At 51.1% G+C, this 23,075-nt stretch carries 23 protein-coding genes, 1 pseudogene and 1 riboswitch; of the genes and pseudogenes, 12 read left to right on the top strand and 12 right to left on the bottom strand.

The window, feature by feature from the left end; all coding sequences use genetic code 11:
* Positions 1 to 37: 37 nt before the first annotated feature.
* The 3 genes from O77CONTIG1_RS00545 (at position 38) to O77CONTIG1_RS00535 (ending at position 2,272) form a co-directional block, all read left to right on the top strand.
* The gene (locus O77CONTIG1_RS00545) at positions 38 to 781 is read left to right on the top strand and encodes a peptidylprolyl isomerase (protein ID WP_068507199.1); all 744 of its coding nucleotides are present in this window, start codon (positions 38 to 40) and stop codon (positions 779 to 781) included.
* Positions 782 to 1,004: 223 nt separating this feature from the next.
* Complete coding sequence (locus O77CONTIG1_RS00540) at positions 1,005 to 1,337, top strand: hypothetical protein (RefSeq protein ID WP_068507197.1); 333 nt, start codon at positions 1,005 to 1,007, stop codon at positions 1,335 to 1,337.
* 29 nt (positions 1,338 to 1,366) lie between these two features.
* Positions 1,367 to 2,272 carry an MvdC/MvdD family ATP grasp protein gene (locus tag O77CONTIG1_RS00535; protein ID WP_068507195.1) on the top strand — a complete coding sequence of 302 codons (906 nt, stop codon included), beginning with the start codon at positions 1,367 to 1,369 and terminating at the stop codon, positions 2,270 to 2,272.
* Between the two features lie 100 nt (positions 2,273 to 2,372).
* Here the strand turns inward: O77CONTIG1_RS00535 and O77CONTIG1_RS00530 are convergent, their stop codons facing one another.
* Positions 2,373 to 3,608, bottom strand: a complete 1,236-nt coding sequence (locus O77CONTIG1_RS00530) for an LL-diaminopimelate aminotransferase (RefSeq protein WP_068507193.1) — start codon at positions 3,606 to 3,608, stop codon at positions 2,373 to 2,375.
* Between the two features lie 133 nt (positions 3,609 to 3,741).
* Between O77CONTIG1_RS00530 and O77CONTIG1_RS00525 the strand changes: the two genes are divergently transcribed.
* From O77CONTIG1_RS00525 to O77CONTIG1_RS00510, 4 genes are all read left to right on the top strand, one after another.
* Positions 3,742 to 4,557: a DNA adenine methylase gene (locus tag O77CONTIG1_RS00525; RefSeq protein WP_068507189.1), complete on the top strand. Its 816-nt coding sequence runs from the start codon at positions 3,742 to 3,744 to the stop codon at positions 4,555 to 4,557.
* A gap of 228 nt (positions 4,558 to 4,785) precedes the next feature.
* Entirely contained in the window at positions 4,786 to 5,409 is a 624-nt protein-coding gene (locus O77CONTIG1_RS00520) for a hypothetical protein (RefSeq protein ID WP_068507186.1), read from the top strand.
* Between the two features lie 260 nt (positions 5,410 to 5,669).
* Positions 5,670 to 5,756: riboswitch (Glutamine riboswitch) on the top strand.
* A gap of 34 nt (positions 5,757 to 5,790) precedes the next feature.
* Complete coding sequence (locus O77CONTIG1_RS23140; protein ID WP_084781940.1) at positions 5,791 to 6,186, top strand: DUF4278 domain-containing protein; 396 nt, start codon at positions 5,791 to 5,793, stop codon at positions 6,184 to 6,186.
* Between the two features lie 386 nt (positions 6,187 to 6,572).
* Positions 6,573 to 7,163, top strand: a complete 591-nt coding sequence (locus O77CONTIG1_RS00510) for a hypothetical protein (RefSeq protein ID WP_068507184.1) — start codon at positions 6,573 to 6,575, stop codon at positions 7,161 to 7,163.
* Positions 7,164 to 7,235: 72 nt separating this feature from the next.
* On the opposite strand, the gene O77CONTIG1_RS00505 is transcribed toward O77CONTIG1_RS00510, so the two are convergent.
* Both O77CONTIG1_RS00505 and O77CONTIG1_RS00500 read right to left on the bottom strand, forming a co-directional pair.
* On the bottom strand, positions 7,236 to 8,204 hold the full coding sequence (locus tag O77CONTIG1_RS00505) for a YsnF/AvaK domain-containing protein (RefSeq protein ID WP_068507182.1): 969 nt from the start codon (positions 8,202 to 8,204) through the stop codon (positions 7,236 to 7,238).
* A gap of 176 nt (positions 8,205 to 8,380) precedes the next feature.
* Entirely contained in the window at positions 8,381 to 9,442 is a 1,062-nt protein-coding gene (locus tag O77CONTIG1_RS00500; protein WP_068507179.1) for a YsnF/AvaK domain-containing protein, read from the bottom strand.
* Positions 9,443 to 10,820: 1,378 nt separating this feature from the next.
* Between O77CONTIG1_RS00500 and O77CONTIG1_RS00495 the strand changes: the two genes are divergently transcribed.
* A complete protein-coding gene (locus O77CONTIG1_RS00495) occupies positions 10,821 to 11,054 on the top strand; it encodes a hypothetical protein (protein WP_068507175.1) in 234 nt (77 codons plus the stop codon).
* A gap of 10 nt (positions 11,055 to 11,064) precedes the next feature.
* Positions 11,065 to 11,355 (top strand): copper resistance protein, encoded by a 291-nt coding sequence (locus O77CONTIG1_RS00490; RefSeq protein WP_068507174.1) that lies wholly within the window; start codon positions 11,065 to 11,067, stop codon positions 11,353 to 11,355.
* A 67-nt stretch (positions 11,356 to 11,422) separates the two neighbouring features.
* On the opposite strand, the gene O77CONTIG1_RS00485 is transcribed toward O77CONTIG1_RS00490, so the two are convergent.
* From O77CONTIG1_RS00485 to O77CONTIG1_RS00455, 7 genes are all read right to left on the bottom strand, one after another.
* Positions 11,423 to 12,193, bottom strand: a complete 771-nt coding sequence (locus tag O77CONTIG1_RS00485) for a class I SAM-dependent methyltransferase (RefSeq protein ID WP_068507172.1) — start codon at positions 12,191 to 12,193, stop codon at positions 11,423 to 11,425.
* Complete coding sequence (locus tag O77CONTIG1_RS00480) at positions 12,190 to 13,008, bottom strand: dipeptide/oligopeptide/nickel ABC transporter ATP-binding protein (RefSeq protein WP_068507169.1); 819 nt, start codon at positions 13,006 to 13,008, stop codon at positions 12,190 to 12,192. Before O77CONTIG1_RS00480 ends, O77CONTIG1_RS00485 begins: the two co-directional genes overlap by 4 nt.
* Positions 13,005 to 13,811, bottom strand: coding sequence for an ABC transporter ATP-binding protein (locus tag O77CONTIG1_RS00475; RefSeq protein WP_068507167.1), 807 nt, complete (start codon positions 13,809 to 13,811; stop codon positions 13,005 to 13,007). The genes O77CONTIG1_RS00480 and O77CONTIG1_RS00475 overlap by 4 nt, the downstream gene beginning before the upstream one ends.
* Positions 13,804 to 14,673, bottom strand: a complete 870-nt coding sequence (nikC, locus tag O77CONTIG1_RS00470) for a nickel ABC transporter permease subunit NikC (protein WP_068507165.1) — start codon at positions 14,671 to 14,673, stop codon at positions 13,804 to 13,806. The genes O77CONTIG1_RS00475 and nikC overlap by 8 nt, the downstream gene beginning before the upstream one ends.
* A gap of 2 nt (positions 14,674 to 14,675) precedes the next feature.
* The gene (gene nikB, locus O77CONTIG1_RS00465) at positions 14,676 to 15,572 is read right to left on the bottom strand and encodes a nickel ABC transporter permease (RefSeq protein ID WP_197673285.1); all 897 of its coding nucleotides are present in this window, start codon (positions 15,570 to 15,572) and stop codon (positions 14,676 to 14,678) included.
* 244 nt (positions 15,573 to 15,816) lie between these two features.
* The gene (nikA, locus tag O77CONTIG1_RS00460) at positions 15,817 to 17,415 is read right to left on the bottom strand and encodes a nickel ABC transporter substrate-binding protein (RefSeq protein ID WP_068515769.1); all 1,599 of its coding nucleotides are present in this window, start codon (positions 17,413 to 17,415) and stop codon (positions 15,817 to 15,819) included.
* Positions 17,416 to 17,700: 285 nt separating this feature from the next.
* Complete coding sequence (locus O77CONTIG1_RS00455; RefSeq protein ID WP_068507162.1) at positions 17,701 to 18,768, bottom strand: WD40 repeat domain-containing protein; 1,068 nt, start codon at positions 18,766 to 18,768, stop codon at positions 17,701 to 17,703.
* A gap of 82 nt (positions 18,769 to 18,850) precedes the next feature.
* Here O77CONTIG1_RS00455 and O77CONTIG1_RS27400 point away from each other — a divergent pair, with 82 nt between their 5' ends.
* The 3 genes and pseudogenes from O77CONTIG1_RS27400 (at position 18,851) to O77CONTIG1_RS00445 (ending at position 20,578) form a co-directional block, all read left to right on the top strand.
* A complete protein-coding gene (locus O77CONTIG1_RS27400) occupies positions 18,851 to 19,018 on the top strand; it encodes a four helix bundle protein (RefSeq protein ID WP_084781936.1) in 168 nt (55 codons plus the stop codon).
* Positions 19,019 to 19,054: 36 nt separating this feature from the next.
* Positions 19,055 to 20,304: pseudogene (locus O77CONTIG1_RS00450) on the top strand (IS256 family transposase).
* A 52-nt stretch (positions 20,305 to 20,356) separates the two neighbouring features.
* Positions 20,357 to 20,578, top strand: coding sequence for a four helix bundle protein (locus tag O77CONTIG1_RS00445; RefSeq protein ID WP_286132476.1), 222 nt, complete (start codon positions 20,357 to 20,359; stop codon positions 20,576 to 20,578).
* Positions 20,579 to 20,615: 37 nt separating this feature from the next.
* On the opposite strand, the gene O77CONTIG1_RS00440 is transcribed toward O77CONTIG1_RS00445, so the two are convergent.
* Together O77CONTIG1_RS00440 and O77CONTIG1_RS00430 are read right to left on the bottom strand one after the other, a co-directional pair.
* A complete protein-coding gene (locus tag O77CONTIG1_RS00440; protein WP_068507156.1) occupies positions 20,616 to 21,587 on the bottom strand; it encodes a CobW family GTP-binding protein in 972 nt (323 codons plus the stop codon).
* Positions 21,588 to 22,033: 446 nt separating this feature from the next.
* Positions 22,034 to 22,930 (bottom strand): alpha/beta fold hydrolase, encoded by an 897-nt coding sequence (locus O77CONTIG1_RS00430; RefSeq protein ID WP_068507149.1) that lies wholly within the window; start codon positions 22,928 to 22,930, stop codon positions 22,034 to 22,036.
* Positions 22,931 to 23,075: the final 145 nt, after the last annotated feature.

Raw genomic sequence — 23,075 nt, 5'->3', positions numbered from 1 at the left:
TTCACGATATGGCTTAGTTATGCTGTCAAGTTTGGATATGATAGATTTTGCGGGTACATCCTTGAGTGCTGAAGATATTGTAGATTGTCTCAGACGTAATCTACAGATTCGGGATGTCTGCCAACAGATTATTTATCGCTCTATCATCGAGCAAGCAGCCATAGAATATCAAATTGAAATTGCTCCGGAGGAGATCCAGTCTGCCGCAGATCAAATGCGTTATGAGATGCGGTTGGAAAGTGCGGCTCAGACTTTAGAATGGCTGTCGGAACAGCTTATTTCTCCCCAGCATTGGGAACAAGGAATTCGCGATCGCCTCTTGCTAAAAAAACTGCAAAACTCCCTTTTTTCAAAGGACGTAGATCGGGTATTTGCCCCGAATCGGTTGGATTATGAGCAAGTTTTTATCTACAGAATTCAGGTGCCCTATCGCCCCCTTGCCCAAGAACTGTTGTATCAAATTGAAGAGGGCGAACTGAGTTTTTATGAAGCGGCGCACTTGTATGATGTAGACGAAGAAAGACGGTTGCGATGTGGCTATGATGGGCGACTGGGTCGCTGGGATTTTCCACCCGATATCGGCTCTGCTGTATTTGGGGCAGCGCCCAATGAGTTGTTGGGCCCCTTTCCTGTGGGGCAAAGCTATGACCTGTTAATGGTAGGCGGTTTCTTGTCGGCTGAACTCAATGATGAAACTCGTGGTGCGATTCTAGATCGCATGTTTCAAGAGTGGCTAGAGAGTGAATTTATTCACTTCTCGTACTACCAAAATCACTCCTAAGCCTGAATCTTTCAATCATCTCAGGGCTAATACAGAAGCTTTTTCAAAATGGGTTGGCGATCGCCCAATAGAAAATAGAGTTTTGCAAAAATCTGCCAGATTGGCAAGCCTAAAAAATGATTGTTTTATAAGTTTAGGGATGGGATATTTTGTCGGACTGATTGTCATCTCTGATCGCTCGTGTCTGACTATTTCAACTGATCTTTAAAGGGAGTAGCTAGAGATGGAACATCCGTTTAATTTGAGCCTCTCAACCCTGAAGACGCTCGATCTTGAGTTTGAAGATGACTTAGCTTCTGCAATGGCATCGGATCTCAGCGGTGGCCTCCGATATATCACGCGGCGAGGGGGAGAACAGGGCGGTGTGCCCTCGGTTCGTCCTCCCAAACCAGTTCCTATCGATCCGGTGATCCCACATCCTCCCGTTACGACTAAGGCGATTGGCGAGGAAGGGGGGTGGCAGCCGCCCGAAGTTACCACTCTAGCGCTAGGCGAGGAAGGGGGCTGGGCGACGACCTTGGCGCTGGGTGAAGAAGGCGGCTGGACTGAGTGGTAGGTAAGCCTGGACGGCCCGTTGAGGTGTGCATGAATGTTCTGATTTTGGGCGATCGCACTGACCCTCATGCGGCCCATGTGGGTCAGGCCGTTGCCCAGGCGGGGGCATCGGTTTACTACTGCAATACTCAGCACTTTCCGACGCGCATCCAGCTTTCCTGGAGTCCGTCTGCCCATACTGGGACGATTATGTTGCCTGAGGGCGATCGCCTCGATTTACACCAAATTCACAGCATTTTTTGGCGCAGTTTCTATGGCGTGCAGGTGCCGCCACTGCAAGATGCCCAGCAGGCCAGCATTGCCCACAAAGATGCGCTGAGTGCGCTGCGATCGCTGATGCAGGCTTGCCCGGCCTACTGGATCAATTCATGGCAAGCGTACCAGTTTCATCAAGAAAAGCCTTTACAACTGCATCGAATTGCCCAACTGGGCGTGCCGATTCCGCCGACACTGATTAGCAATGATCCGCAGGCGATTTTGCAATTCTACGAGTCTTATCCAGACCTGATTTTTAAGCCAGTGTACGGCGGCGCATACACCCAACGAATCACGCCCGACCACCTGAACTTAGATCGGCTGGAACTAGCCAGTAAGATCGCCCCCGTCACGCTTCAAGAATATGTTCCAGGTACAAATGTCCGCAGCTACGTGATTGGTGCTGAGGTCTACACGGCAGAAATCCGCAGCGACGCAGTAGACTTCCGAGAAGATGCCGCCGCCACGCTAATCCCTGCTATCTTGCCAGAAGCCGTGCAGCAGCAGTGTGTGGCGATCGCCCACTGCTTATATCTGGAATGGACAGCAATTGACTGGCGGTTGACACCCGATGGGCAATATGTCTTCTTAGAAGCAAACCCTAGCCCCATGTTTCTCCACTTCGAACGGCAAACCGGATTTCCAATTACGCAACTGCTGGTAGAGCGACTGATCGGTTGAGCATCAGATAATGAGCGTAAATAAACATTAAACCCCACGACAGAACCCGGCGAGCTTAGCCACCGGGATTCTGTTCAGTTTGCGGATGTCTCAGCAGGATTTATCCCTGAAACTTCTCCACAATGCGGCGCATCGCCTCGTTCACGTTTTCGCGGCTATTGAAGGCGGAAATGCGGAAGTAGCCCTCGCCTGCCGCACCAAAGCCCGAACCCGGCGTGCCGACGACGTTGCAGGTGTGCAGCAGCTTGTCAAAGAAATCCCAGCTTGACAAACCGTGCGGCGTTTTCACCCAGACGTAGGGCGCGTTCACGCCGCCGTAGACCTGAATTCCAGCATTTGTTAACTGTTCCCGAATAATGCGGGCGTTTTCCATATAAAAGTCGATTAGAGCGCGGGTTTGAGCCTTACCTTCGGGTGAGTAGACCGCCTCTGCGCCGCGCTGCACGATGTAGGACACGCCGTTGAACTTAGTGGACTGGCGACGGTTCCACAGGCTCCATAACTCCACGTCAGAACCATCAGCCGCCTTGCCCTTGAGGGATTTGGGAACGACAGTGAAGGCACAGCGAGTGCCCGTGAAGCCCGCATTTTTGGAAAAGGAGCGAAACTCGATGGCACACTCCCGCGCTCCTTCGATTTCGTAAATGGAGTGGGGCAGCGACGGATCGGTGATAAAGGCTTCGTAGGCAGCGTCAAAGAAGATGATGGAGCCGTGGGCGCGGGCGTAGTTCACCCAATCCGCCAAGTGTTCTTTCGTTGCGGTTGCTCCCGTCGGATTGTTGGGGAAGCAAAGGTAGATCAGGTCTACTTTTTGGCTGGGGATTTTGGCAGTGAAATTATTTTCCGCGCTGATGGGTAGGTAGACGAGACCGCCATATTCGCCGCGCTCGTTGGCATCGCCCGTGTGCCCTGCCATCACGTTGGTATCGACATAGACCGGATACACGGGGTCAGTGACGGCAATTGTGTTGTTGCTGCCAAAGATGTCCAAAATGTTGCCGCAGTCGCACTTGGAGCCGTCGGAAACAAAGATTTCGTCGGCGCTGATGTCGCAGCCGCGTGCTTGGAAGTCGTGGGTGGCGATCGCCTCTCGCAACCAGCCATAGCCCTGCTCTGGCCCATAGCCTTTGAACGTGGCGCGGTCGCCCATGTCTTCCACGGCTTTGATCATGGCGGCGCGGCAGGCTTCGGGCAAGGGTTCGGTCACGTCGCCAATGCCCAGCCGGATGATCGGTGCGTCAGGATTCGCCGCCGCAAAGGCATTCACCCGCCGCCCGATTTCGGGAAACAGATAGCCCGCTTTGAGCTTCAAGTAATTATCGTTGATGGTCGCCATAGTCTTTTGCGTCTAGTCGCTTGCGTCTGGAGAATCGTCTCAATAATTTAAGCCTCAATCCAGCTTACGGCAAACCCTGGTGCGCTAACCTGTGCTAAGGAAATTTCTGTAAAGGTTCGGTGTGCGGAGAAGCATGATCAAGAGTCCGTTGCGCTATCCGGGCGGCAAGTCGAGGGCGATCGCCCAGATTTTGCCCCTGCTGCCAGAGTGCATTGCCGAATTTCGCGAACCATTTGTGGGTGGCGGGTCGGTGTTTCTCGCCGCAAAACAGCAGCTACCGTTTTGGTCAGATCAAACGCCGCGCCTGTTTTGGATCAACGACCTGAACCGCGACCTGGTTTGCTTTTGGAAGACTGCCCGCGATCAGAACGAGGCACTGGTCAAAAAAGTGTCCTGGCTGCGTTCCAGTTTCCCGACCGGGCGTGAACTGTATACATTCCTGCTGGATGAACGAAACAGTTCCACAGATTTTGATCGCGCTGTTCGCTTTTTTGTGATGAACCGCATTACGTTTTCGGGTGTGATGGATTCTGGCGGCTATTCGCAGCAGGCTTACGAGCGGCGCTTTACCGAATCGGCGATCGCCCGCCTTGCCAAACTGCCTGGCTTACTTTCAGGCGTACAGATTACGCAGGGTGATTATGCAGAGCTACTGCAAAAGCCGGGTAAAGACGTATTTATCTTCCTCGATCCGCCTTACTTATCTGCTACGCACTCTAAACTCTATGGAGTAAAAGGCAACTTGCACACGGCTTTCGACCATGTGCGATTTGCCAAAGCGATGCAGCGCTGCCCCCATCGCTGGCTGATTACCTATGACGACTCGCCGGAGGTTCGTTCTCTATTTCGGTTTGCCACGATTGTGGAATGGGAACTGCAATACGGCATGAACAATTACAAACAGGCGATCGCCGCCAAAGGTAAAGAGCTATTCATCAAAAATTACTGAACGAAACCTAAAAAATCACTCGACTGAGGGATGGGCAAACTATCCGGACGGAGCATCAGCCTACGGCGATAGATCTATTACTATAGTCGCAGATTGGCGAAAGGCTGGAGTTCCATGTTCACATCCCTGGTTTGTAAATCCCGGACGCGCGTTGCTATAGCATCTACCTTACTTTCCGTAGCGCTGCTGGCGGGATGTGGTTCTACACCTTGGCTGTCTCCTGCGCCCGTGGAGTCACCCACAGCATCACCCAGTCCCTCGGAACCCAGTGGCGGGGCGATCGCCCAATCTCCTGCTGTAACCCTAGACACCACGATCGTTCCTGGCGAACGCTTTGGCCCCGTGACGGAAAATACAACGCGGCAGGATTTGGCAGCCCAATTTGGCGAAGCCAACCTAGAAGATAAAGAAATTGGCATGGGCGAAGGCGAAACCGAACTGGGAACCGTTGTAAACCTCGGCCCAGACCGTTCCTTCACCATTATTTGGGGCAACCCAGAACGCACCGAAGCCGCCGCCGTCATGAACCCTGGCCCAGCCTGGCGCACACCAGAAGGCATTGGGGTGGGAACCTCGTTTGCAGAGCTACAGCAAAAGCTGGGCCCCTTCAAGTTCTATGGCTTTGACTGGGACTATGGCGGTACAGTGTTGCTAGAAGGAACCGAACTGCGGGACTACTATGGGCTGTTGGTGATGCGGCTACACATGGATGACACAGCCCGCACCCAGTCCGCTGCTGACTATCAGGCGCTGATTGGCGATGAACTATTTGAGTCCAGCAATCCCCATGCCCAAAAGCTGAACCTGACGGTGGGCGAATTGCTGGTGTCTTTGCGCGAGACGAATAATTAATGAGCTAACTGTAAGGTGCTGGCTGAGCTTCCATCAGGCGTTATCCATCGAGCTTTCGTGGTGTGCCAATGGCAGATTGATCGGGGCAGATTTACCAAGAGTTTGCGCTGCTGGCTCCGGCCCTGTCGTCTAGCGAACCAGGTCGAGTCATCGGCGTGGGCGATCGCCCCATCGGGTGATTTCTCAAAAAACTCGCCCCAATCAAGCCAGGAACCCTTGACAGAAAAACTCAAAACAGTAACAATAGATACAGAAAAGAAATCGTTCATCTCTTTCCGCTGTCAGCTTCAACCAGCCCGATCCGCTGAAAGAGACGGAAGTAGGGAGCAATCCCGAAGGAACGCGCCTCACCCTTACCCTTCAACAAGAGAGGCGAATCCTATGAAACTCACCTATCGTGGCATCACTTACGACTACAATCCCCAACCCCTGAACCTGAACAATAGCCACCCGACTACTACTGAACTGAAGTTCCGGGGCAACGAATACCAGACCAATCAACCTGTTGCAACTGATCCTGCGGCGACTGTTCCTGCTGTTGCACCGGCACCTATGACCCAGCCCGCAGCCCCCGTTTCCATCGAAGAGAGAGCGCGGGAGCTGATGATGAATCACCACAAAACGGTGAAGCGCCGTCAACAAGCGATGCTGACCCGTTTGGCTGCCAACGTCGGGCTAGATGCCGGAACCACGAGCCAATACTGGGGACACATTCAAGGCAAGGTGCAGCCCGGTTTCTGGGACAGCTACGACCGCAGCCACGCCAGCATTAGCTAGGGTCATAGCAGGTTCTCATCTGCTTCTCATCTCCGCTCCACCAGCCCTTCGCATTTCCTAAAAGTTAGCTGGTTGCAGGCACTCCCATCGGGGGTGCCTTTTCTTATGCCGATTCCTCGGTATCGAATGAAATAGGGTAAACATCGTCACAATTTGTAGATTTTTTGTAGATTTTTGCAAAGTTCCCCAAATCCTCGCCGTGCTTCTGCTGCTAATTTTTTAGAAAAAATTAATCTTTAGCCTTAATAATGTGATCCAGACAACAATGACGGGCATAATGTTAGTTAACATACGGTTAACCCTCCTATATACAGCAGTGCCTTAGCCAAGGAGGACTGCATTTTGGAGGTCGTTCACCTGACCGGACTGACTTAACTGTTGCAACGATGAAGTATCAAGACTTTGGTCTGATTACCGTAGGACAACGCCACACCCGATCGCTAGATGCAGAGGGAGCCGAGTTTACCTGGCGTTCCGACTGGGTAGAACTGACCCTAACCTTTCGCAATCCCTCCCTGGCTGAACAATGGGCCGTCGAGTCTGGCGTTTTTGAGGTTGCCCTTAACGTCGTCGAACAAGTCCCCTTTCTCTGCTTTCGGATTTTCCAGGTTGACAAGTACGCCGGGCCCGGACAAACAAAGCCCGCAACCCTGATTCTCCCCTGGCAGGAGTGCCCCTTTCACCTCTGTCAACTCCATCCAGAGCAACTGCCTAACTTTGACCCTGTCTTGCACAATCCCAACTTTCAACTGCCCCTGGCGGTGGTGCTGACTGATTTGGAAACCAATCGAGTGAGAGCTGTGCGGCAATTTGCCCTCGGTTCTTTTCTGTCTCGCTCCTTTGTGGAGGCTTTGCTAAAAACATTCCCTCACTACACTCGCCTCTCCTACCCAAACGCCGTTGACCGCATCCTGGCAAAGCATCAGATAAACACGATTGGTGATAGCGCCCGGATTCGATGTCGTTCAGAGCAGTAGCGTGGCAGAAAGCACGAATCGTTGTACGACAATGCCGCACAACGATTCACTCTAGAGGAGACGTTTCCGGGTCTAGCGAGCGCTACGAACTTTTTCCCAGGCGTAGTGAATTACCGCTTTGTTCTGATCCCAGGTGCCGGGGTTCTTCTCTTCCCAAATGCGGCGAGCGTCTTGCTCCACGGCAGACCAAGGGCTGCTGCGGAAGGGTTCGCGAGTAGCCAGGCTGTAGCCATAGTTCAGGGCCGGGCGAAGTTCATCATACTGAACGCCCTTGTTGGACAGCTTCTCGTTGTAGAAAGCGCGGAAATCGGCATCATAGTCAGCAAAAGGACGGGCTGCCGGGATTTCCTCAATCTCTACATCCTGACGACGGAGGGTTTCCTTGATGGTTTCAATCTTCTCGGCAACTTCCTTACCCAGAACAATCTCTTCAACCACCCGAGCAGTTTTGCCAACTAGGGCGATTTCATCCATCTCCACCATCTCGAAGGAGCGCTCCTGGAACAAATCAGGGCGAATTTCGACCTGGCGGTTCACAGGGCGACGGCTGACGCGCAGGGTCTCATCGCGCAGAGCCACATTCTGAGAGACTTCACGCTCAGTGACAACGGAATAAATCCGCATCCGGCCCCGCTCAACGGCGGTCTTGCCGACTTGCAGATCTTCTTCGATCACTTCTAGAACGTTTTCATCCCGTGCAGGATCGCTGAGGGTCAGGTTCGGATTTACTTTCCTGAGTTCGGCAACTCGATCAGCAATCACAACCATGTTGAAGTTGGACATGATTTCGGCTGCGCGAGTAGCGGTACTGTCGGTCACGTTTGCAGTGATAATCGTGCCGCCTTGACGAACCCCTTCCAAATACACTTCGGCATCGGAAGCGGGCAGATTTCTGCGAAGATTCTCCAGCTTGGGCACGTCATCTTCGTCGTCGTTGGTCAGAATGTCCAGGTCTGCCAAGGCAAATCCTTCATCATGCAGAGCGGTATAAGCACGCATCCCTTCTTCGCGATCATCAAACAAACCAATAACAGTTTTCATGAATTCGTCCTTTCGTGACTAACGATATGGGGTCAAAACGTAACCGAATCCCCTGTTCTCGCTACAAGGGCTACCTTTAGATAGGCTGGATAACACCTATCTCAACCGAGGAGAAAGCTCGTACTATAAATCTTTTGAAAAAACCTTTACTCTCAAGGAAAAGCTTAAAGAACGAACTATTCGCTACTATCCTCAAAGCTGATCTGCTCAATATCTGCAACCTCATAGCGCAAAGTGATTGCCTGAGGAATACTCTCTGTGACTCGGCGCTTTGAAATTCGCACCTCTTCTCGAAGCAAAAGCTGCTTTCTGCTCACCAATACTTCTTCCAAGATGGGGATAATTTGTACACCGTTTTCTTCGCGAACTTGCGGTGGGTCACCTTGGATGGGCTGGTTTCTAGGAATATGTTCAACGATCAATTCCTCACGCATCACTGGTGATTCAAGGACTTGCTCTACTGTGTCAAATCTTGTGCGTACCTGTACCTTGCCGCGAGTGACTTGTTGAACAGTTAAAGCCGCTTCTTCGGCCATTATCGGTATGACAATCTCTTCATCAGGAATAGCCTCACGATTAGAAACGGCACTAGAAATTGGAGGCTGATTGGACTGAAATGGTACGCTTGAAGCAACGGCTAAAGTCTCTTCAGGTGTTGTACGAACTTGAGTCTCTACTTGGGTTGCTGCTCCTGCTGACCGTGCTTCGTGATTGATTGAGGCATTCGTTTGAGGCGCTACTTGAAAGTCTACTGCGGGCTGAACATAGTTGGGTGGCTCATTCTCAAACGCGGTACGTTCAACTTCAACAGAGCCTCTTTGAACTGCTACTACTTGCTGGACCACCGTTGTAACCAGCCTTTTAGAGATCCGCACTTCTTCCCGTAAAATAAGCTGCCTTTCGGCAACAGCAACTTCCTCAAAAATGGGAATAATATGAACGTCGTTTTCATCCCTTTCTGTAGGGATTTCTCCCTCGATCACTCGATTGAATGGAACCCGCTCTACAACGACTTGTTCATGCACAAGGGGTGCATTGACTATCTCCTCGCGACTTTCTACTCGCTTATTAACTCGAATTTTGCCCCGCTCAACCTGCTGCTTGCTAACAGACACCTCTTCTTGAATAACCGAAAGAACTTCCTGCTCAGCAGGAAAAACTTCTCGCTCAGCAGGAGTACTAGAGGTAGAGTCAGGTGGTGTAGGAGTTAAATCGGGCAAGTTAGATGTTTCTTCCATGAGAGAGTTGATCGTAGAATCGCTTGCTGCGGACTGCTGACTGGCAGGCTGATGGCTGGAATAGGGAGTCTCGGCTGAGGAGCTTCTTTGCTGCATAGATTGCCGTCGAGACCGTAGCAGAATGAGTAGCAATAACCCTAGAAAAGGTAACAGTAGCCATAGCCAAAAGGGGAAACCCACAAGTAGCTGATTGCTGGGGTCTGCGGGTAAAAACCTGCTCCGTGGACTATTTCCTGGTTCCATAGAAACTGATACGCCGTCCGTCGCTGATAAATTTGCGATCGCCCAGGGAGCTATCTGCGCCACAGAAGCGTTTAGGAGGAAAGCTTTCCTTTGAAGAACAGTTTGATGCTTACAGCATTTTCTTGCGGGGTGAGGCACACGCTGCCCTCACGAGGCAAGGGCTTATTGACCATCCGTGTGCCTCACTAGCTTCAAAAATGCTGTAGCCTGATTCTGGAATACGAATGGATAGGTCGTCGCAATCACAACTTCTAGCCCAGCGGAGCCAAGACGCACATTTGCAGATGTAAGCATTGCAGCCACATTGTCTTTGTAATGGGCGATCGCGGTAGCAAAACCATAAATGCTTATCAAAGATGCCTATCAAAGCTGGTAGAAACACTGGCAGTAGAAAGAGATTACAGCTCCGACTGTCCACGCACACTCTTGTCACACAACACAACCCCAAAAAGCATCACTGGTTAATAGTCAACCCGCTGCTCTATGGGATATGTCTATGGAACATGCAGGCTAATCAGTTGAAGGAATCTCGATATCAGCCCCAGACCAAGCCGTAATACTAAACCCCTGAAGTTTCCAGAAGGAACCAGGCTCCTGGCTCAAACATTCTAAACAACATCAGGACTTAAGAACCGTTCATGAAATCTAGCGAAACCAGAGTTACTGAAGCTTTGAATATTAAAACCATACTTATCCTCAAGTGGTATGTTTTCCAGGCTACTTAAGAACAATCAAGGATCAGACTCGACAGCGGAACACCTCGACTGCACTACATTTCAGCGCTGCAAGTACGCAATGCAAAGACACCCTGAGAATGAAGCAAACCACGGTGTTCTCTTAAGGACTCCAAACCCTATTTGAGGCTAGCCTATTACGGCAAAAAAGCAAGGTTTGGTGGCGCACAATTTGTGAGTATGCACCTGCACATTTTGAGCAAACTTGTGCAGCAGCTAGCATTTCTCGCTCTGTAGCAAACTAAACTTGCCTGAGATCAAAGTCTTTCAGACAGGTGCATAAAGGTGGATAAAAATCAAGTTCAACGAGAGATCGCATAGTCGGAACCGGAGAACCGAGAACAGGGTGAGATGATTGTGATGATCTGAGACTGAATGGCCTGATTGCAGCACTGATCGTCATGTTGCTCTCCATCAGTGGAGCCGTCATGTGGTGGCAGCGTCGCCCCAAAGAATCAGGACTGATTGGTGCTCCAGCAATGCCCCCCTATGTGCAAAGCTGGCGAGTACCGTTGGCGATCGTGGCTGTCATGGGGCTGGCATTTCCATTAGTCGGTCTTTCATTAGTGATTGTGCTATTGCTCGACTATTTTGTGTTGTCCCGCATTCCCGCCCTCAAGCGAATTTTTAACTGAGTTGAGTTCAATGAATGAAACGTTAAAGAAACGGAAAAAAGTATCGGTGGGAATTGGCGCTCATGGAGTAGTTGCGATCGGGGTGTCTGCACACGGAGTTGTGGCGATCGGGGTTGTCACACATGGCATTGTCTCGATCGGGCTTGTCTCAATGGGGATATTCTCCTTTGGCTTGGTCTCGATGGGGCTTCTAAGCTCAGGATTGGTGACGATGGGGTTGGCGGCGTTTGGTCAACACAGTATGGAATTGGTGCAACCCGCTCAGAACCAGCACGATACTCATCATCACCATTCGCCATGAATGTACCAGGCAAGAAAGTTAAGCATTGGAATGGCAATTCGTAAGTTTCTTGCCTGAACTGTGTTAACTAACGCACTGCCATCAAAATCCGATCGTCAAATCGTTGCCAGATGGTACTCACCTCTCGAAATCCTGCCTCTTGCAGGGCTGCCTCATGAATGACTAGCGTTGGCTCATGCTCGGTAAATCGAGGTTGAAAGCGTCGGTGTCTCTCGGTTAGCAACGCTTTGAGGTCTGCTTCTTGCTCGATCGCCTGCCACCACTGCTGCCAGTCTTCCTGGTTTCTCTCTGAAAATGCTTGCTCTTCCTGCTGTGCCTGCACCGCTTTTGCTAACCGTTGAATGGTGGCTAAGTGTGGCGGAAAGTAGAGATGATCACCGTTGAGAAACACACCACTCGGACGCAGAACTTGACCAAGTTTTTGATAGAGATACACCAGGCGATCGATCGGCAACCAGTGTAATGCAGTTGTGGTTAAAACGGCATCCACCTGAGTGTCACCCATTTGTTCTAGCCAATCATCTTGCGTTAAATCTGCTTCGATCCAACGTAGTCGATCGCCCATTGCCCCTAACACGCCCTGACCGATCGCCAGCAAAACCGGATCGTAATCAATGGCAATACAGTTGGCTTGTGGAAAGCGATTCAACAAACGCTGGCTGATGGCACCGGGACCACAAGCCAGATCGATCGCAGTGAACGATTCAGGTAACAGATGAGCGATCGCGTCCAGCATGATCTGAAACCGCTCTTCTCGATAGGGAAGATAGCCGCTTTGCTGGGCATCCCAACGCTCAAGCCAGTGGTGCCAGTTGATTTTAAGCAGATTGTGAGTCATGGTTTTGCAGCGTAGAGGAAGGATTTGCGATCGCGGGGATGGGCAGGTAACTGAGCCGCAATTAACTGTCGGGAATAAGGATGCTGTAGGTTGCTCAAATCCAGGGAATCGCTCGATTCAACGATCGCACCTTTGTGCATGATGACAAACCGATCGGCAAGGTAAGCAACGGCAGCCAGATCATGGGTGATAAATAAATACGACAGGTGAAATTGTTGCTTCAGTTCGAGCAGTAGATTGAGAATTTGCGCCTGAATGGTCATGTCAAGACTGGAAACGGGTTCATCTAACACAACGAGTTTTGGCTTGAGGGCGATCGCTCGTGCAATGGTGACGCGCTGCAACTGTCCCCCGCTAAACTGATGCGGATATTTATCTGCATCTGCTGCCGTTAAACCTACTGTTTCGAGAAGTTGAACGGTGCGATTCGTTACCTCAACAGCCGTCAAATTTAGGTAGTTGCGAATGGGTTCACTGATAATCTCCCTCACTTTAAATCGCGGATTCACGGCATTAAAGCTATCTTGAAACACCACCTGAATGTCGCGCCGCAGCGATCGCAGTTGCGGGGGGGTTAGTTGGCTCAGTTCTTTATCCTGAAACCAGATCTGACCGCGATCGGGCTTCTCTAAACCCAGCACCATCCGTCCTAACGTGCTTTTTCCGGCACCGCTTTCCCCCACCACACCCAAACAGCTTCCAGGTACAAGATCGATGGAAACATCTTGCAGCGCGTGAATAAGCTGCGTTTTGCCGCTCCAGCCCAACCGCAACTGATAGGTTTTAGAAACCTGCTGCACCGATAGTAAGGTCATCGTCTTGCTCCCAGGTGAGGGGTGAGCCGAGACGCAAGCAGCGATCGCGTGTAAGGATGTTGGGGATGATCAAATAACTGCTCAACGCTGGTTTGTTCGACAAACTCACCGTTTCGCATCACGGCAACCCGATCGGCAAGTTGAGCAATCACTCCCAGGTCATGGGTGATTAACAGCAGGGCACAATTAGTTTGCTGTTGCAGTTGTTTAATCAGTCCCAGAATTTGCATTTGGGTAATCACATCCAATGCGGTGGTCGGTTCATCGGCAATTAAGACTTGCGGTTGTAACGAGAGGGCGATCGCAATCATGACCCGTTGCAGCATTCCACCACTGAGTTGAAATGGAAATTGACGCAGCACTCGCTGGGGATCGGTTAAGCCAACGGCGTTTAGATGGTCAGCGGCGATTGATCGAGCCTCAGCATCCGTTAGTGAACGGTGCGATCGCAGGGTTTCGATAAATTGCCGCTGAATCGTGGTGACTGGGTTGAAGAAACTGACTGGATTTTGCAGAATCATGCCAATTTTGGGTCCGCGAATTTGGCGCAACTCAACCTGATTTAACCCAATTAATTCCTGTCCTGCAAGCTGAGCGCTGCCGCGAACGGTTGCGCCTTTCAACAACCCCAGAATCGATAGACAGGTGACACTTTTGCCGCTGCCGCTTTCGCCAATGATGCCCAAAACTCTGCCCGGTTGCAGTTGAAAACTGACATTGCGGACGATCGGGATTGTTCCAGAATCACGTTGAACTGGAAAATCAACCTGCAAATTATCAACAGTCAGAACAGGTTCAACCATTTTGTAACTTCGCTTTCAACGTTTCAGATCGCACTTGCTTTTCCATGCGCGGATCAAGGACATCTCGCACTGCATCTCCGACCAGATTAAAAGCCAGGGTAGTGATAAAAATCATCAGTCCTGGATAAATCATCAGTTCTGGCTGACGGCGGAAATACTCGCGCCCGTCGTTGATCATGGCTCCCCATTCGGGTGTAGGAGGTTGAATGCCTAATCCTAGAAACGACAATCCTGCAATGTGCAAAATCATGTGGCTGATATCGAGCGACATGAGAATGGCAAGTTCCGCGATCGTAAATGGCAATATATGCCGGAGCATGATCGGCAAACTGCTGGCACCGGAGACGATTGCCGCCTGGATAAAATCGCTTTCCTTGACGCTTAAAACGCGACTGCGAACAATTCGCGCGTAGCCTGCCCAATGCGTTATTGCCAGGGCGAAAATTAAATTTCCAACTCCGGCTCCTAAAATACCCACGATCGCCAGTGACAAAATCAGTGCCGGAAAAGCGAGAAACACATCGCACAGTCGCATCAACCAGCTATCCGCTTTGCCGCCCACATAGCCCGCCACCAGACCGACAATCAGGCTAATCGTCGTTGTCAGCGCAATAACCACCAGGGAAATCGACAGCGACACCCGCGACCCATAGATCAAGCGAGACAAGATGCAGCGACCGAGATGATCGGTTCCCAAGGGAAAAGCAGCACTGGATGGCTGAAGCTTCTGCATCAAATCGACTGCTAAAGGATCGTGGGGGGCGATCAGTGGGGCAATGAGGGCAGTGAGAACGACGATCGCAATCAGGCTCAGACCCAACCACGCCAGTTTGTGATCCAAAAGTTTTTGCAAAATTGCCATGATTAAACTTCTTGCTTCCCAAAACGAATACGCGGATCGAAATAGCTGTAGGTCAGGTCAACCATCAGATTGACGACGACAAATAGCACCGCCGTTAGGCAGACATAACACTGTACAACCGGATAATCGCGATTGAGAATGGATTGAACTGCAAATCGTCCCAGCCCTGGCAGCGCAAACACACTTTCCACAATCACCGCACCAGAAAGTAGATTCGCAAAACTCAATCCAAACACCGTCACAACGGGCAACAGTGCATTTTTTAACGCATATTGCAGAATCACCAGCCGCTCTAGCAAACCTCTGGCTCTGGCGTACAGCACATAATTTTGACTGAGGCTTTCTAGCATACTGCCGCGCAACAAACGGGCATAAACCGCCGCAGGTGCCCAGGCTAAGGTGAGCGAAGGCAAAATCCAATCGGCGATCGAACCGCGATGAATCACCGAAAACCAGCCTAGCTTGAAGCTAAACACATAGATCAGCAAAAATCCCAGCCAGAAACTTGGCATTGCCACGCCAATGTAAGCAAACAAGCGACTTACCTGGTCGAAAACAGTATCGCGGTACAATGCCGCCATAATTCCCATTGGCAAGCCGATCGCAAAAATCAGCAGGGTGGCACAGGCGGTTAAAATCAGCGTTGTCGGCACATAGTGCATCACTTCTTGCAAAACGGGTTTTCCGGTCACAAAGGATTGCCCAAAATCTAGCCGCAAAACGTGCCAGAGCCAGTCGAGATACTGCACGGGCAGGGGGCGATCGAGTCCGAGTTTTTCTCGCATTTCTGCGATCGCTTCTGGAGTTGCCGGAGTATTTGCCACACGCAGCACCACCGCCGCCGGATCGCTGGGCATCAGTTGAATCAGCAAGAACGTGATGATCGAGATTCCCAGCAATACGGGAATAAGTTGAAAGATGCGCCTGAAAACATAATGGTCAGTCAGTTTCACGGGTTGTAGTAAAAGGTTTGGGGTGTGTTGAAGTTGTCTGCCCAACCGACAAATCTTGCTGCTCTCATCCCCTTCCCCCTTTCTCCCACAAGAGGGGAAGGGGAGCCAGAGTCTAATCCTCAAAGTCCCTCTCCCAGAGCGGGAGATGGATTTAGGGTGAGGGTTTAAGACGTTTGTCAGTCAATCAGCTTTAGGACTTGCTGAGCTTACTCAACGGCACTTGATTTGCCTGCGGCATAAACTCAAACCCAGATAACTCCTTGTGCATCACGGCAACATTAGTTGAATAGGAAATCGGCAGATAAACTGCCTGCTCATGCAGCGTGGTGAGAATGTCGCGGTAAAGCTGCTGACGGGGTGTTTCGTCAGTCGTTAGCAGCACTTCACCAATTTTGCGATCGATCTCCGCTTTCATCGGCAGTCCTTGCTGAGCCGCGTAGTCCGCATGAGACGGAACGCGCATCGAAGACACCATTGCCTGCGGCTCATACGGAGGTCCCCAGGTGTCATTGAAGATCAGGTTAAATTCGCCGTTTGCCTGGCGATCGTACCAGGATTGCTCTTCTTCTCCCAACAGTCGGACATCCATCCCGACGGCTTTCAGATCAGCCTGAACCGCTTCAGCGATCGCCCTGTCCACATTGTTTTCCCCGCTAAACGAAAGATCGAGCGTCAAGGGCTGACCGTCTTTCTGGCGGATCGCCTGTCCTGCGGGCTGTTGCCATCCAGCTTCATCGAGTAAGGCTTTGGCTTGATCCAGGTCGTAGGCGTAGGGTTGCAAGCCAACATCAGCATAGGGCACTTCGGTTGAAAAATAGGTGTCGGCTCTTTGTTCCGTGTCGTAGAAAATGCCAGAAATAATCGCATCTTTATTAACACTGTGCTGAATCGCCTGCCGCACCTTCAGGTCTGCGGTGGCTCCCCGATTGGAGTTAATGGCGATCGCTCGCGTGTTCAACGGTGGCGACACCTCAGCCGTATAGTCCCCTGAATCGCGCAGTCGCTTAAACGAGTCAAGACTAATTTCGCCGTTGCCGTAGATCAAATCAATTTCGTTGTTCTCAAATGCCAGGACTCGCGTTTCGCCATCGGGAATAATTTTGACCGTCACCTGTTCAATGGCAGGTTTGTTGCCCCAATAGTTCTCGTTGCGCTTGAAAACCGCCTGAGTGTCCTTCTGGTACTCGGCTAGTACCCACGGCCCTGTGCCAATTGGGGCTTTAATACCTTCTGCGGTCGTGCCGCTATCAGGAAACGCTTTGGGCGACAGAAAACGAACCGGGCGAATTAGCGTTAATTCTTGCAGGGCGGGGTAATAGGGGGTTTTCAGGTACATCTGCAAGGTGCGATCGCCCTGCGCTTCCACGCGATCGATCGCCTCAATCAATCCCAGCCAGTCATGCTCTTTGCGGTTTTGTAAGACCTGATCAAAGTTAGCTTTAGCCGCCGCTGCATCAAACGGTGTGCCATCAGAAAACTGCACGCCTTCACGCAATTGGAATGTAATTAACTTACCGTCGGGCGACACCTCCCAACTTTCCGCCAGTGCAGGCTGAATCTCACCGCCGCGATCGTAGCTCACCAGTGGCTCATAAATTAAATCCTGAGCAAACATCTGGCTGGGACCATACATATGTGGATTGAGCGGTCCAACATCCTGCGACCAGGAAAACGTCAGCGTTGAATCTGTAGAGGTTTGGGATTGAGTATTGGGCTGGGCACAGCTTGGCAGGATGATCACAGCAGCAACTGCGATCGCCAGTAGCGCACGAAAAAAGGTTTTTCTCATCAGAAAAGTATTGCTAAAGGGTTGGTTCACTCTCGTCTGGGAATCACGAAGCAATTGACTCTAAAAGTTAAATTCGTTTTACTTCAGCAGTTGAACATCAACCTTGTCGGAGTCAAACATTACTACTTGAATCAGGGATGAAACAATGCGGAGGGGAGGGATAAAACGGTGAATTAGAGCAAAGTTTTATCCTTTTTTAAGGCATCTCTTCTACATTGTCGGTTCTGTGAGTATGCTGCAAAGAGCTGTGTCAAAAATAAAAAGTTACAGCGGAGAATGATGCGTTCACCGTCCACCAAACCCACGACCACGCAAAGCCTGTGACCAGACCAACAACTCACCATCCAGTCCACCCGCCGCCAGTTGATGTCCCTGGGGATGCCAGGTGAGGCAGGAGAAGCCATTGGATGCACCTGTCAAAGATTGAATCAGTCGGCTACCCCGGTGCCAAAGGGCGACCCACCCATCCTCTGCTGCGGATGCCAGTAAAAGGGAATTCGGCTGAAAAGCGATCGCCTGCACCACCCCTTCATGGTTGCCCAAAATTCGGCTTGCCCAACCAACTCGTTCATCACGATCGCGCTCCCACACCACCACTGCCGCACCACTACAGGATGCCAGCATCGGTACACCAATATTTGTGGGAACCTCAGACCATGCCAGTTGTCGCACTTTACCCGGAAAGCCCCGCATCAACCAGGGTGCCGGATTGCCCCACTCCAACACGCTTAAAGTATTATCCAGATTGCCCTCAGCAATAAACTGGTTATCGGGCGACCAGGCGATCGCCACCGTTGCCGAAGGAATGTCTAACGCCTCCTCCTCTGCATCCCAATCGTTTGTATTCCAGACTCTTGCCCCTTGATAGCCCGCCAGCGCCAGATATTTCCCATCTCTGCGCCAATCCAGATCCAGAACCGTGGAAGCCTCAAAGTTAAGCGTCGTCACAACGTCCTGCGTATCAGCATCCCAAACCTGCACATACTTGCCCAAGCTAAAAGCAAGCTCATGCTTCGTGGGATTCCAGCACAGGCGATCGACCCAAACCGATTTGTTTTCTAGGGTAGTGACGAGTTCTGGCGCGACCGCTTGAAGTGACCAGATCTTGACCTGCCCATCTTGCCCTCCGATCGCCAAAAACTGCCCATCATGGGAAAACGCAAGGCAATCGATGGAGTACCCCGTTTCACTCTGGAGAAGAGTAGATTGAAAACCTGGCAGACGGATCAACACCACCTCCCCAGCCGCCGAACAAGCCGCCAAGCAGCGACCATCGGGCGACCAGGCGATCGCGGTGATATAGTCAGACAGTTTGGTTTGCCAGTGCGGTTGGAGGAGGGTTTGGGATTTCATGGGGTGGATGAGGGGAAGGGTGGAGGGGTGGATGAGGGGATAGGTGGGAATTATAGGGGGGGATGGGCAAGGGGGTGTGAATATGGCAACGGGGTTGGTGAAGAGTTATCGTGAGTTGGAGGTTTACCAGGCAGCATTCAGGGCTGCAATGGAGATTTTTGAGGCTTCTAAAAAGTTTCCGGTTGAAGAACGTTACTCATTAACGGATCAAATCCGTCGCTCGTCTGAGACTGTAAATTATTTTGTGTAAGCGGTCAAAATTAGTTCAAACATCAGGAGACCGCCCATGCCTCGCCGTCGTCGCCCCCAAGATAAAGTAGACCACCTGCTGGATGAGCTGCTTGCCGATTACTCCACCCCGAGCAAATCCTGGGAGAACAAGGACTGCTCAAACAACTGACCAAACGACTGGTGGAACGAGCACTGCAAGCAGAATTGAGCCATCACCTGGAAACCGAAGTCCAAGCTCCGCCTCCTGAAGAAACCAGTTCCAGCAAGCATCGCAATAGTCGTAACGGGTACTCCTCTAAAACCGTCAAAGCAGACTGTGGAGAATTGGCACTCTCGATTCCCCGCGACCGTAACAGCACCTTTGAGCCGATTTTGGTGCCCAAAGGAGAGCGACGCTTGAGTGGGCTGGATGACAAAATCATGGCAATGTATGCCCGAGGCTTGAGCACTCGAGATATTCAAGCGCAACTGGAGGAACTCTATGGGGTGGAGGTTTCTCCCACGTTGATTAGCCAAGTCACCGATGCGGTCAGTGACGAGGTGCGTCAGTGGCAGAACCGCCCGCTGGCTAAGCTGTATCCGATTGTTTACCTCGATGCCATTCACGTTCATGTGCGAGAAGACGGGCGGGTGAGCAATCATGCCGTTTACGTTGTCTTAGGTGTAACGCTTGACGGGATTAAGGAAGTCCTAGGGCTATGGATGTCTGCCAATGAAGGGGCAAAGTTTTGGCTCAAAGTGCTGACCGACCTCAAGAATCGCGGCGTAGAAGACATTTTCATCGCCTGTGTAGATGGACTCAAAGGCTTCCCCGATGCGATTGCAGCGGTCTTTCCCAAAACACGAGTGCAGTTGTGTATCGTGCATCTGATTCGCAACTCTTTGCGCTATGTGCCCTGGGGCAGCCAAGCCGAAGTCATTGCCGACCTCAAGCCGATTTATCAAGCGGCCACGGTAGAGGAGGCTGAGACCGCACTAGAAAACTTCGCTGATAAGTGGGACAGGCTCTATCCCACGATTTCCCAGATCTGGTTGCGTCACTGGAACAACATCATCCCCTTCTTTGACTATCCACCAGACATTCGCAAAGTGATTTACACCACCAATGCAATCGAGTCGCTCAATCGCTCGTTGCGTAAGGTGCTCAAGACAAAGGGATGCTTCCCCAATGAGGAATCGGTCTACAAGCTGCTCTACTTGGCGCTTAACAATATTGCCAAAAAGTGGACGATGCCGATCCGCGATTGGAAAGCAGCACTCATGCGTTTTGCCATTGAGTTCCCCGATCGCTTTCCTCAGTTCTAAGCCTTACACAAAAAAATTGACACTCTCCTTGTCTCGATCGGTGTGTGCCAACTTGGGTGAGGCATGGCGAAAACGCAGGTATAAAGCCGCATTCATCGCTAAGTTGACCGATTGTCAGGCAGAGGCAACCGAAACTCAAATTTGGATAGAGTTCGCTGTTAAATGCCAATATCTCGATCCTGAAAGCGGCAGAAACCTCTACAAAACCTACGATCTCGTCCTCGGACAACTCGTATCAATGACCAAAAACGCACCCAACTGGCTGATCGACTAACCCCATCCACCCATCCACCCCACCCCCCATCCACTCCCTACACCAAACATCCCCGAAACCCCTCCTTCAACTCCCGCTCATCCAAATTGCGACCGATGAAGACCAGTTCATTCTTGCGGGTTTCGTTGGGCTTCCAGGGGCGATCGGCTCTGCCGTCAAACAGCATGTGAACTCCCTGAAACACAAATCGATTATCTTCGCCTTCAATGTTGAGAATGCCTTTCATTCGGAAAATATCCGGTCCTTGATTGCGTAACAGTTCGCCCATCCAGGTATTCAGCCGCTCAAAGTTCAACACACCGGATTCTGCGATCGCCACTGATCCCACGGTCTCATCATGTTCGTGAGCGGCCTCACCTAAGAAATTGGGGTCAATTTCCAGGGCACGACTCAGATCGAAGGCACCCACGCCCAGGATGCTGTCCATTTCCACTTGAGCATCCTTGGTGCGGTAGATTTTCGCCATTGCATTCATGGAGCGGATGCGCTGCTCTAATTCATCCAGTTCAGCAGGCGTTACCAGATCGATTTTATTCAGCAAAATCACATCGGCAAACGCCAATTGCTCGATCGCTTCATCGGCATCCCAGTGTTGGTGAATATGTTTGGCATCCACAACGGTGACAACGGCATCCAGGCTAGTTTGCGATCGCACATCTTCGTCCATAAAGAAGGTCTGGATCACAGGAGCGGGATCTGCCAATCCTGTCGTTTCAATCACGAGATGGTCAAACTTGTTGCGCCGCTTCATCAGGTTGCCAATGATGCGAATCAAGTCGCCCCGCACCGTACAGCAGATGCAGCCATTGTTCATCTCAAAGATTTCTTCATCGGCATCAATTACCAACTGATTATCGATGCCCACCTCGCCAAATTCGTTAATGATGACAGCAACTTTCTTACCGTGTTCGTGGGTGAGGATGCGATTGAGAAGTGTCGTCTTCCCGGCACCCAGATAGCCTGTGAGAACGGTTACAGGGACAGAACTTGGAATATCGGCAGCTACCATCGGTCACGCCTCTTTACTAAAGAACGATAATCATTCTCAAATTATAGATAAAAGCTAAGATTCAACAAGTGTTTTGGGTTGAGGCGGAATTCTGGCAGTTTTGGGTTGAGGAAACCGAACGTTAGCCGGTGAGGAGGTGTGTCAGAATATCCACAACTCATTAATGCGGTAATTTCCAATGCCACCGACACCATCCGAGCCGCCAGCCAAAAAGCTAACCGATGCAGCGATCCGATTTTTCTGGGGTGCTTTTATTGGCTGCTTCCTGGCTTTAATCCCACTCTCCTATGGGTGGTATTTTCTTTCGGATATTACGGCATCCCAGATCTATACCCTTGTTGCCTTGGGAGTAGCAGGAGGGATCGTAGGCGTATTTAGCAATCTCCAGCAAATGGGTCGTTTCTTCGACTCCATTCCCTGGTTTTAAGCTTGATGATGGGTGCAAATTAAGCTCGTAGGAACGGTGATACGATCGCTGCCACTTCACTCGCCTCTTCCTCATGCATACCCAATGTTCCCGGCAGCCGAACAGATTGGACGTTGGGTAATGTTGCCAGGGCTTCCATTTCAGCCTTTGATTGAGGTGGTGATTGTTCGCCTATGACAACCAGGGTAGGGATGGTGAGCGATCGCCCCACCGTCAAAAACTCGTCTCGATTAGCTACCGGGTCCAGGGTTCCCGTCACAAAGGCGGCTGGTGCGAACCGTGCCCCCGGTTGCTGGGTAATCTGGTGCTTGGCTGCTATAAAGTCTGGGGTAAGCCGTGCCTCATTCACAAACACATGGCGACGATACATGAATTTGAGAAAACCAGGAGTCGTATTCAACCCGTAGAGAAATTGTCCCAGACCGGGCGATCGCACCAGTTCCCGCACCCCATCCCGTACAGGTGTTGGCGCACCCATCGCGCACAATGGTCCCTTCCAGGTAGGAGCCACCAACGCCAGTTTTGAGAAAAGGTTGGGCTGTTGAGCGGCTTGCATCGCGTATCCGGCGGCATGTCCGGCAGCGACAACGGCGATCGGTTGTTGGAAGTGGGCACGAACAAAATCCTGGAGAAGTTGGCGGTAGAGGGCTGGGCAATAGTTTAATGGGGGGCGATCGCTCTGTCCAAATCCTAACCAGTCCATTGCAACCACTTGAAAATGCGGGGCTAGCTGTTCGGCAATTCCCTGCATTTCGCCACGAGTGGAAACGGTGCTAAAAGCAGGCAGAAGCAGAACTGGAGTGCCGCTGCCTCGTGTTTCATAAGCAACTGAATAGGTTTGATTTTGCCAGACCCATTCAAAGAATTGAGTCTCTCCACCAATTTGAGTGGCAGGATTGTAAATTGATGCAGTCATCACAACTTACCCTCTGGATTCTGGACAAGAAACTATCACCTAAAACTGATAATAGTTCTCATTCTATGGGATGCCGCTTTACGACAGAGCTAAGTCTCTGAAAATCACTCTAGCAAGGCATCGCGTGAGGCAAAATGACTCATTG

It is taken from the genome of Leptolyngbya sp. O-77 (genome assembly GCF_001548395.1).
Lineage (GTDB): Bacteria > Cyanobacteriota > Cyanobacteriia > Elainellales > Elainellaceae > Thermoleptolyngbya.
This window is presented reverse-complemented; position numbering and strand designations above follow the sequence as displayed.

Coding starts and splice junctions, on each gene's coding strand:
- O77CONTIG1_RS00455 (WP_068507162.1), bottom strand. CDS start 18,768: ATGAAATCCCAAACCCTCCTCCAACCGCACTGGCAAACCAAACTGTCT.
- nikA (WP_068515769.1), bottom strand. CDS start 17,415: ATGAGAAAAACCTTTTTTCGTGCGCTACTGGCGATCGCAGTTGCTGCT.
- O77CONTIG1_RS00480 (WP_068507169.1), bottom strand. CDS start 13,008: ATGACCTTACTATCGGTGCAGCAGGTTTCTAAAACCTATCAGTTGCGG.
- O77CONTIG1_RS00545 (WP_068507199.1), top strand. CDS start 38: ATGATAGATTTTGCGGGTACATCCTTGAGTGCTGAAGATATTGTAGAT.
- O77CONTIG1_RS00490 (WP_068507174.1), top strand. CDS start 11,065: ATGAATGAAACGTTAAAGAAACGGAAAAAAGTATCGGTGGGAATTGGC.
- O77CONTIG1_RS00485 (WP_068507172.1), bottom strand. CDS start 12,193: ATGACTCACAATCTGCTTAAAATCAACTGGCACCACTGGCTTGAGCGT.
- O77CONTIG1_RS00500 (WP_068507179.1), bottom strand. CDS start 9,442: ATGGAAGAAACATCTAACTTGCCCGATTTAACTCCTACACCACCTGAC.
- O77CONTIG1_RS23140 (WP_084781940.1), top strand. CDS start 5,791: ATGAAACTCACCTATCGTGGCATCACTTACGACTACAATCCCCAACCC.
- O77CONTIG1_RS00505 (WP_068507182.1), bottom strand. CDS start 8,204: ATGAAAACTGTTATTGGTTTGTTTGATGATCGCGAAGAAGGGATGCGT.
- O77CONTIG1_RS00510 (WP_068507184.1), top strand. CDS start 6,573: ATGAAGTATCAAGACTTTGGTCTGATTACCGTAGGACAACGCCACACC.
- O77CONTIG1_RS27400 (WP_084781936.1), top strand. CDS start 18,851: ATGGCAACGGGGTTGGTGAAGAGTTATCGTGAGTTGGAGGTTTACCAG.
- O77CONTIG1_RS00535 (WP_068507195.1), top strand. CDS start 1,367: ATGAATGTTCTGATTTTGGGCGATCGCACTGACCCTCATGCGGCCCAT.
- O77CONTIG1_RS00530 (WP_068507193.1), bottom strand. CDS start 3,608: ATGGCGACCATCAACGATAATTACTTGAAGCTCAAAGCGGGCTATCTG.
- nikC (WP_068507165.1), bottom strand. CDS start 14,673: ATGGCAATTTTGCAAAAACTTTTGGATCACAAACTGGCGTGGTTGGGT.
- O77CONTIG1_RS00495 (WP_068507175.1), top strand. CDS start 10,821: ATGTTGCTCTCCATCAGTGGAGCCGTCATGTGGTGGCAGCGTCGCCCC.
- O77CONTIG1_RS00430 (WP_068507149.1), bottom strand. CDS start 22,930: ATGACTGCATCAATTTACAATCCTGCCACTCAAATTGGTGGAGAGACT.
- O77CONTIG1_RS00440 (WP_068507156.1), bottom strand. CDS start 21,587: ATGGTAGCTGCCGATATTCCAAGTTCTGTCCCTGTAACCGTTCTCACA.
- O77CONTIG1_RS00540 (WP_068507197.1), top strand. CDS start 1,005: ATGGAACATCCGTTTAATTTGAGCCTCTCAACCCTGAAGACGCTCGAT.
- O77CONTIG1_RS00475 (WP_068507167.1), bottom strand. CDS start 13,811: ATGGTTGAACCTGTTCTGACTGTTGATAATTTGCAGGTTGATTTTCCA.
- O77CONTIG1_RS00525 (WP_068507189.1), top strand. CDS start 3,742: ATGATCAAGAGTCCGTTGCGCTATCCGGGCGGCAAGTCGAGGGCGATC.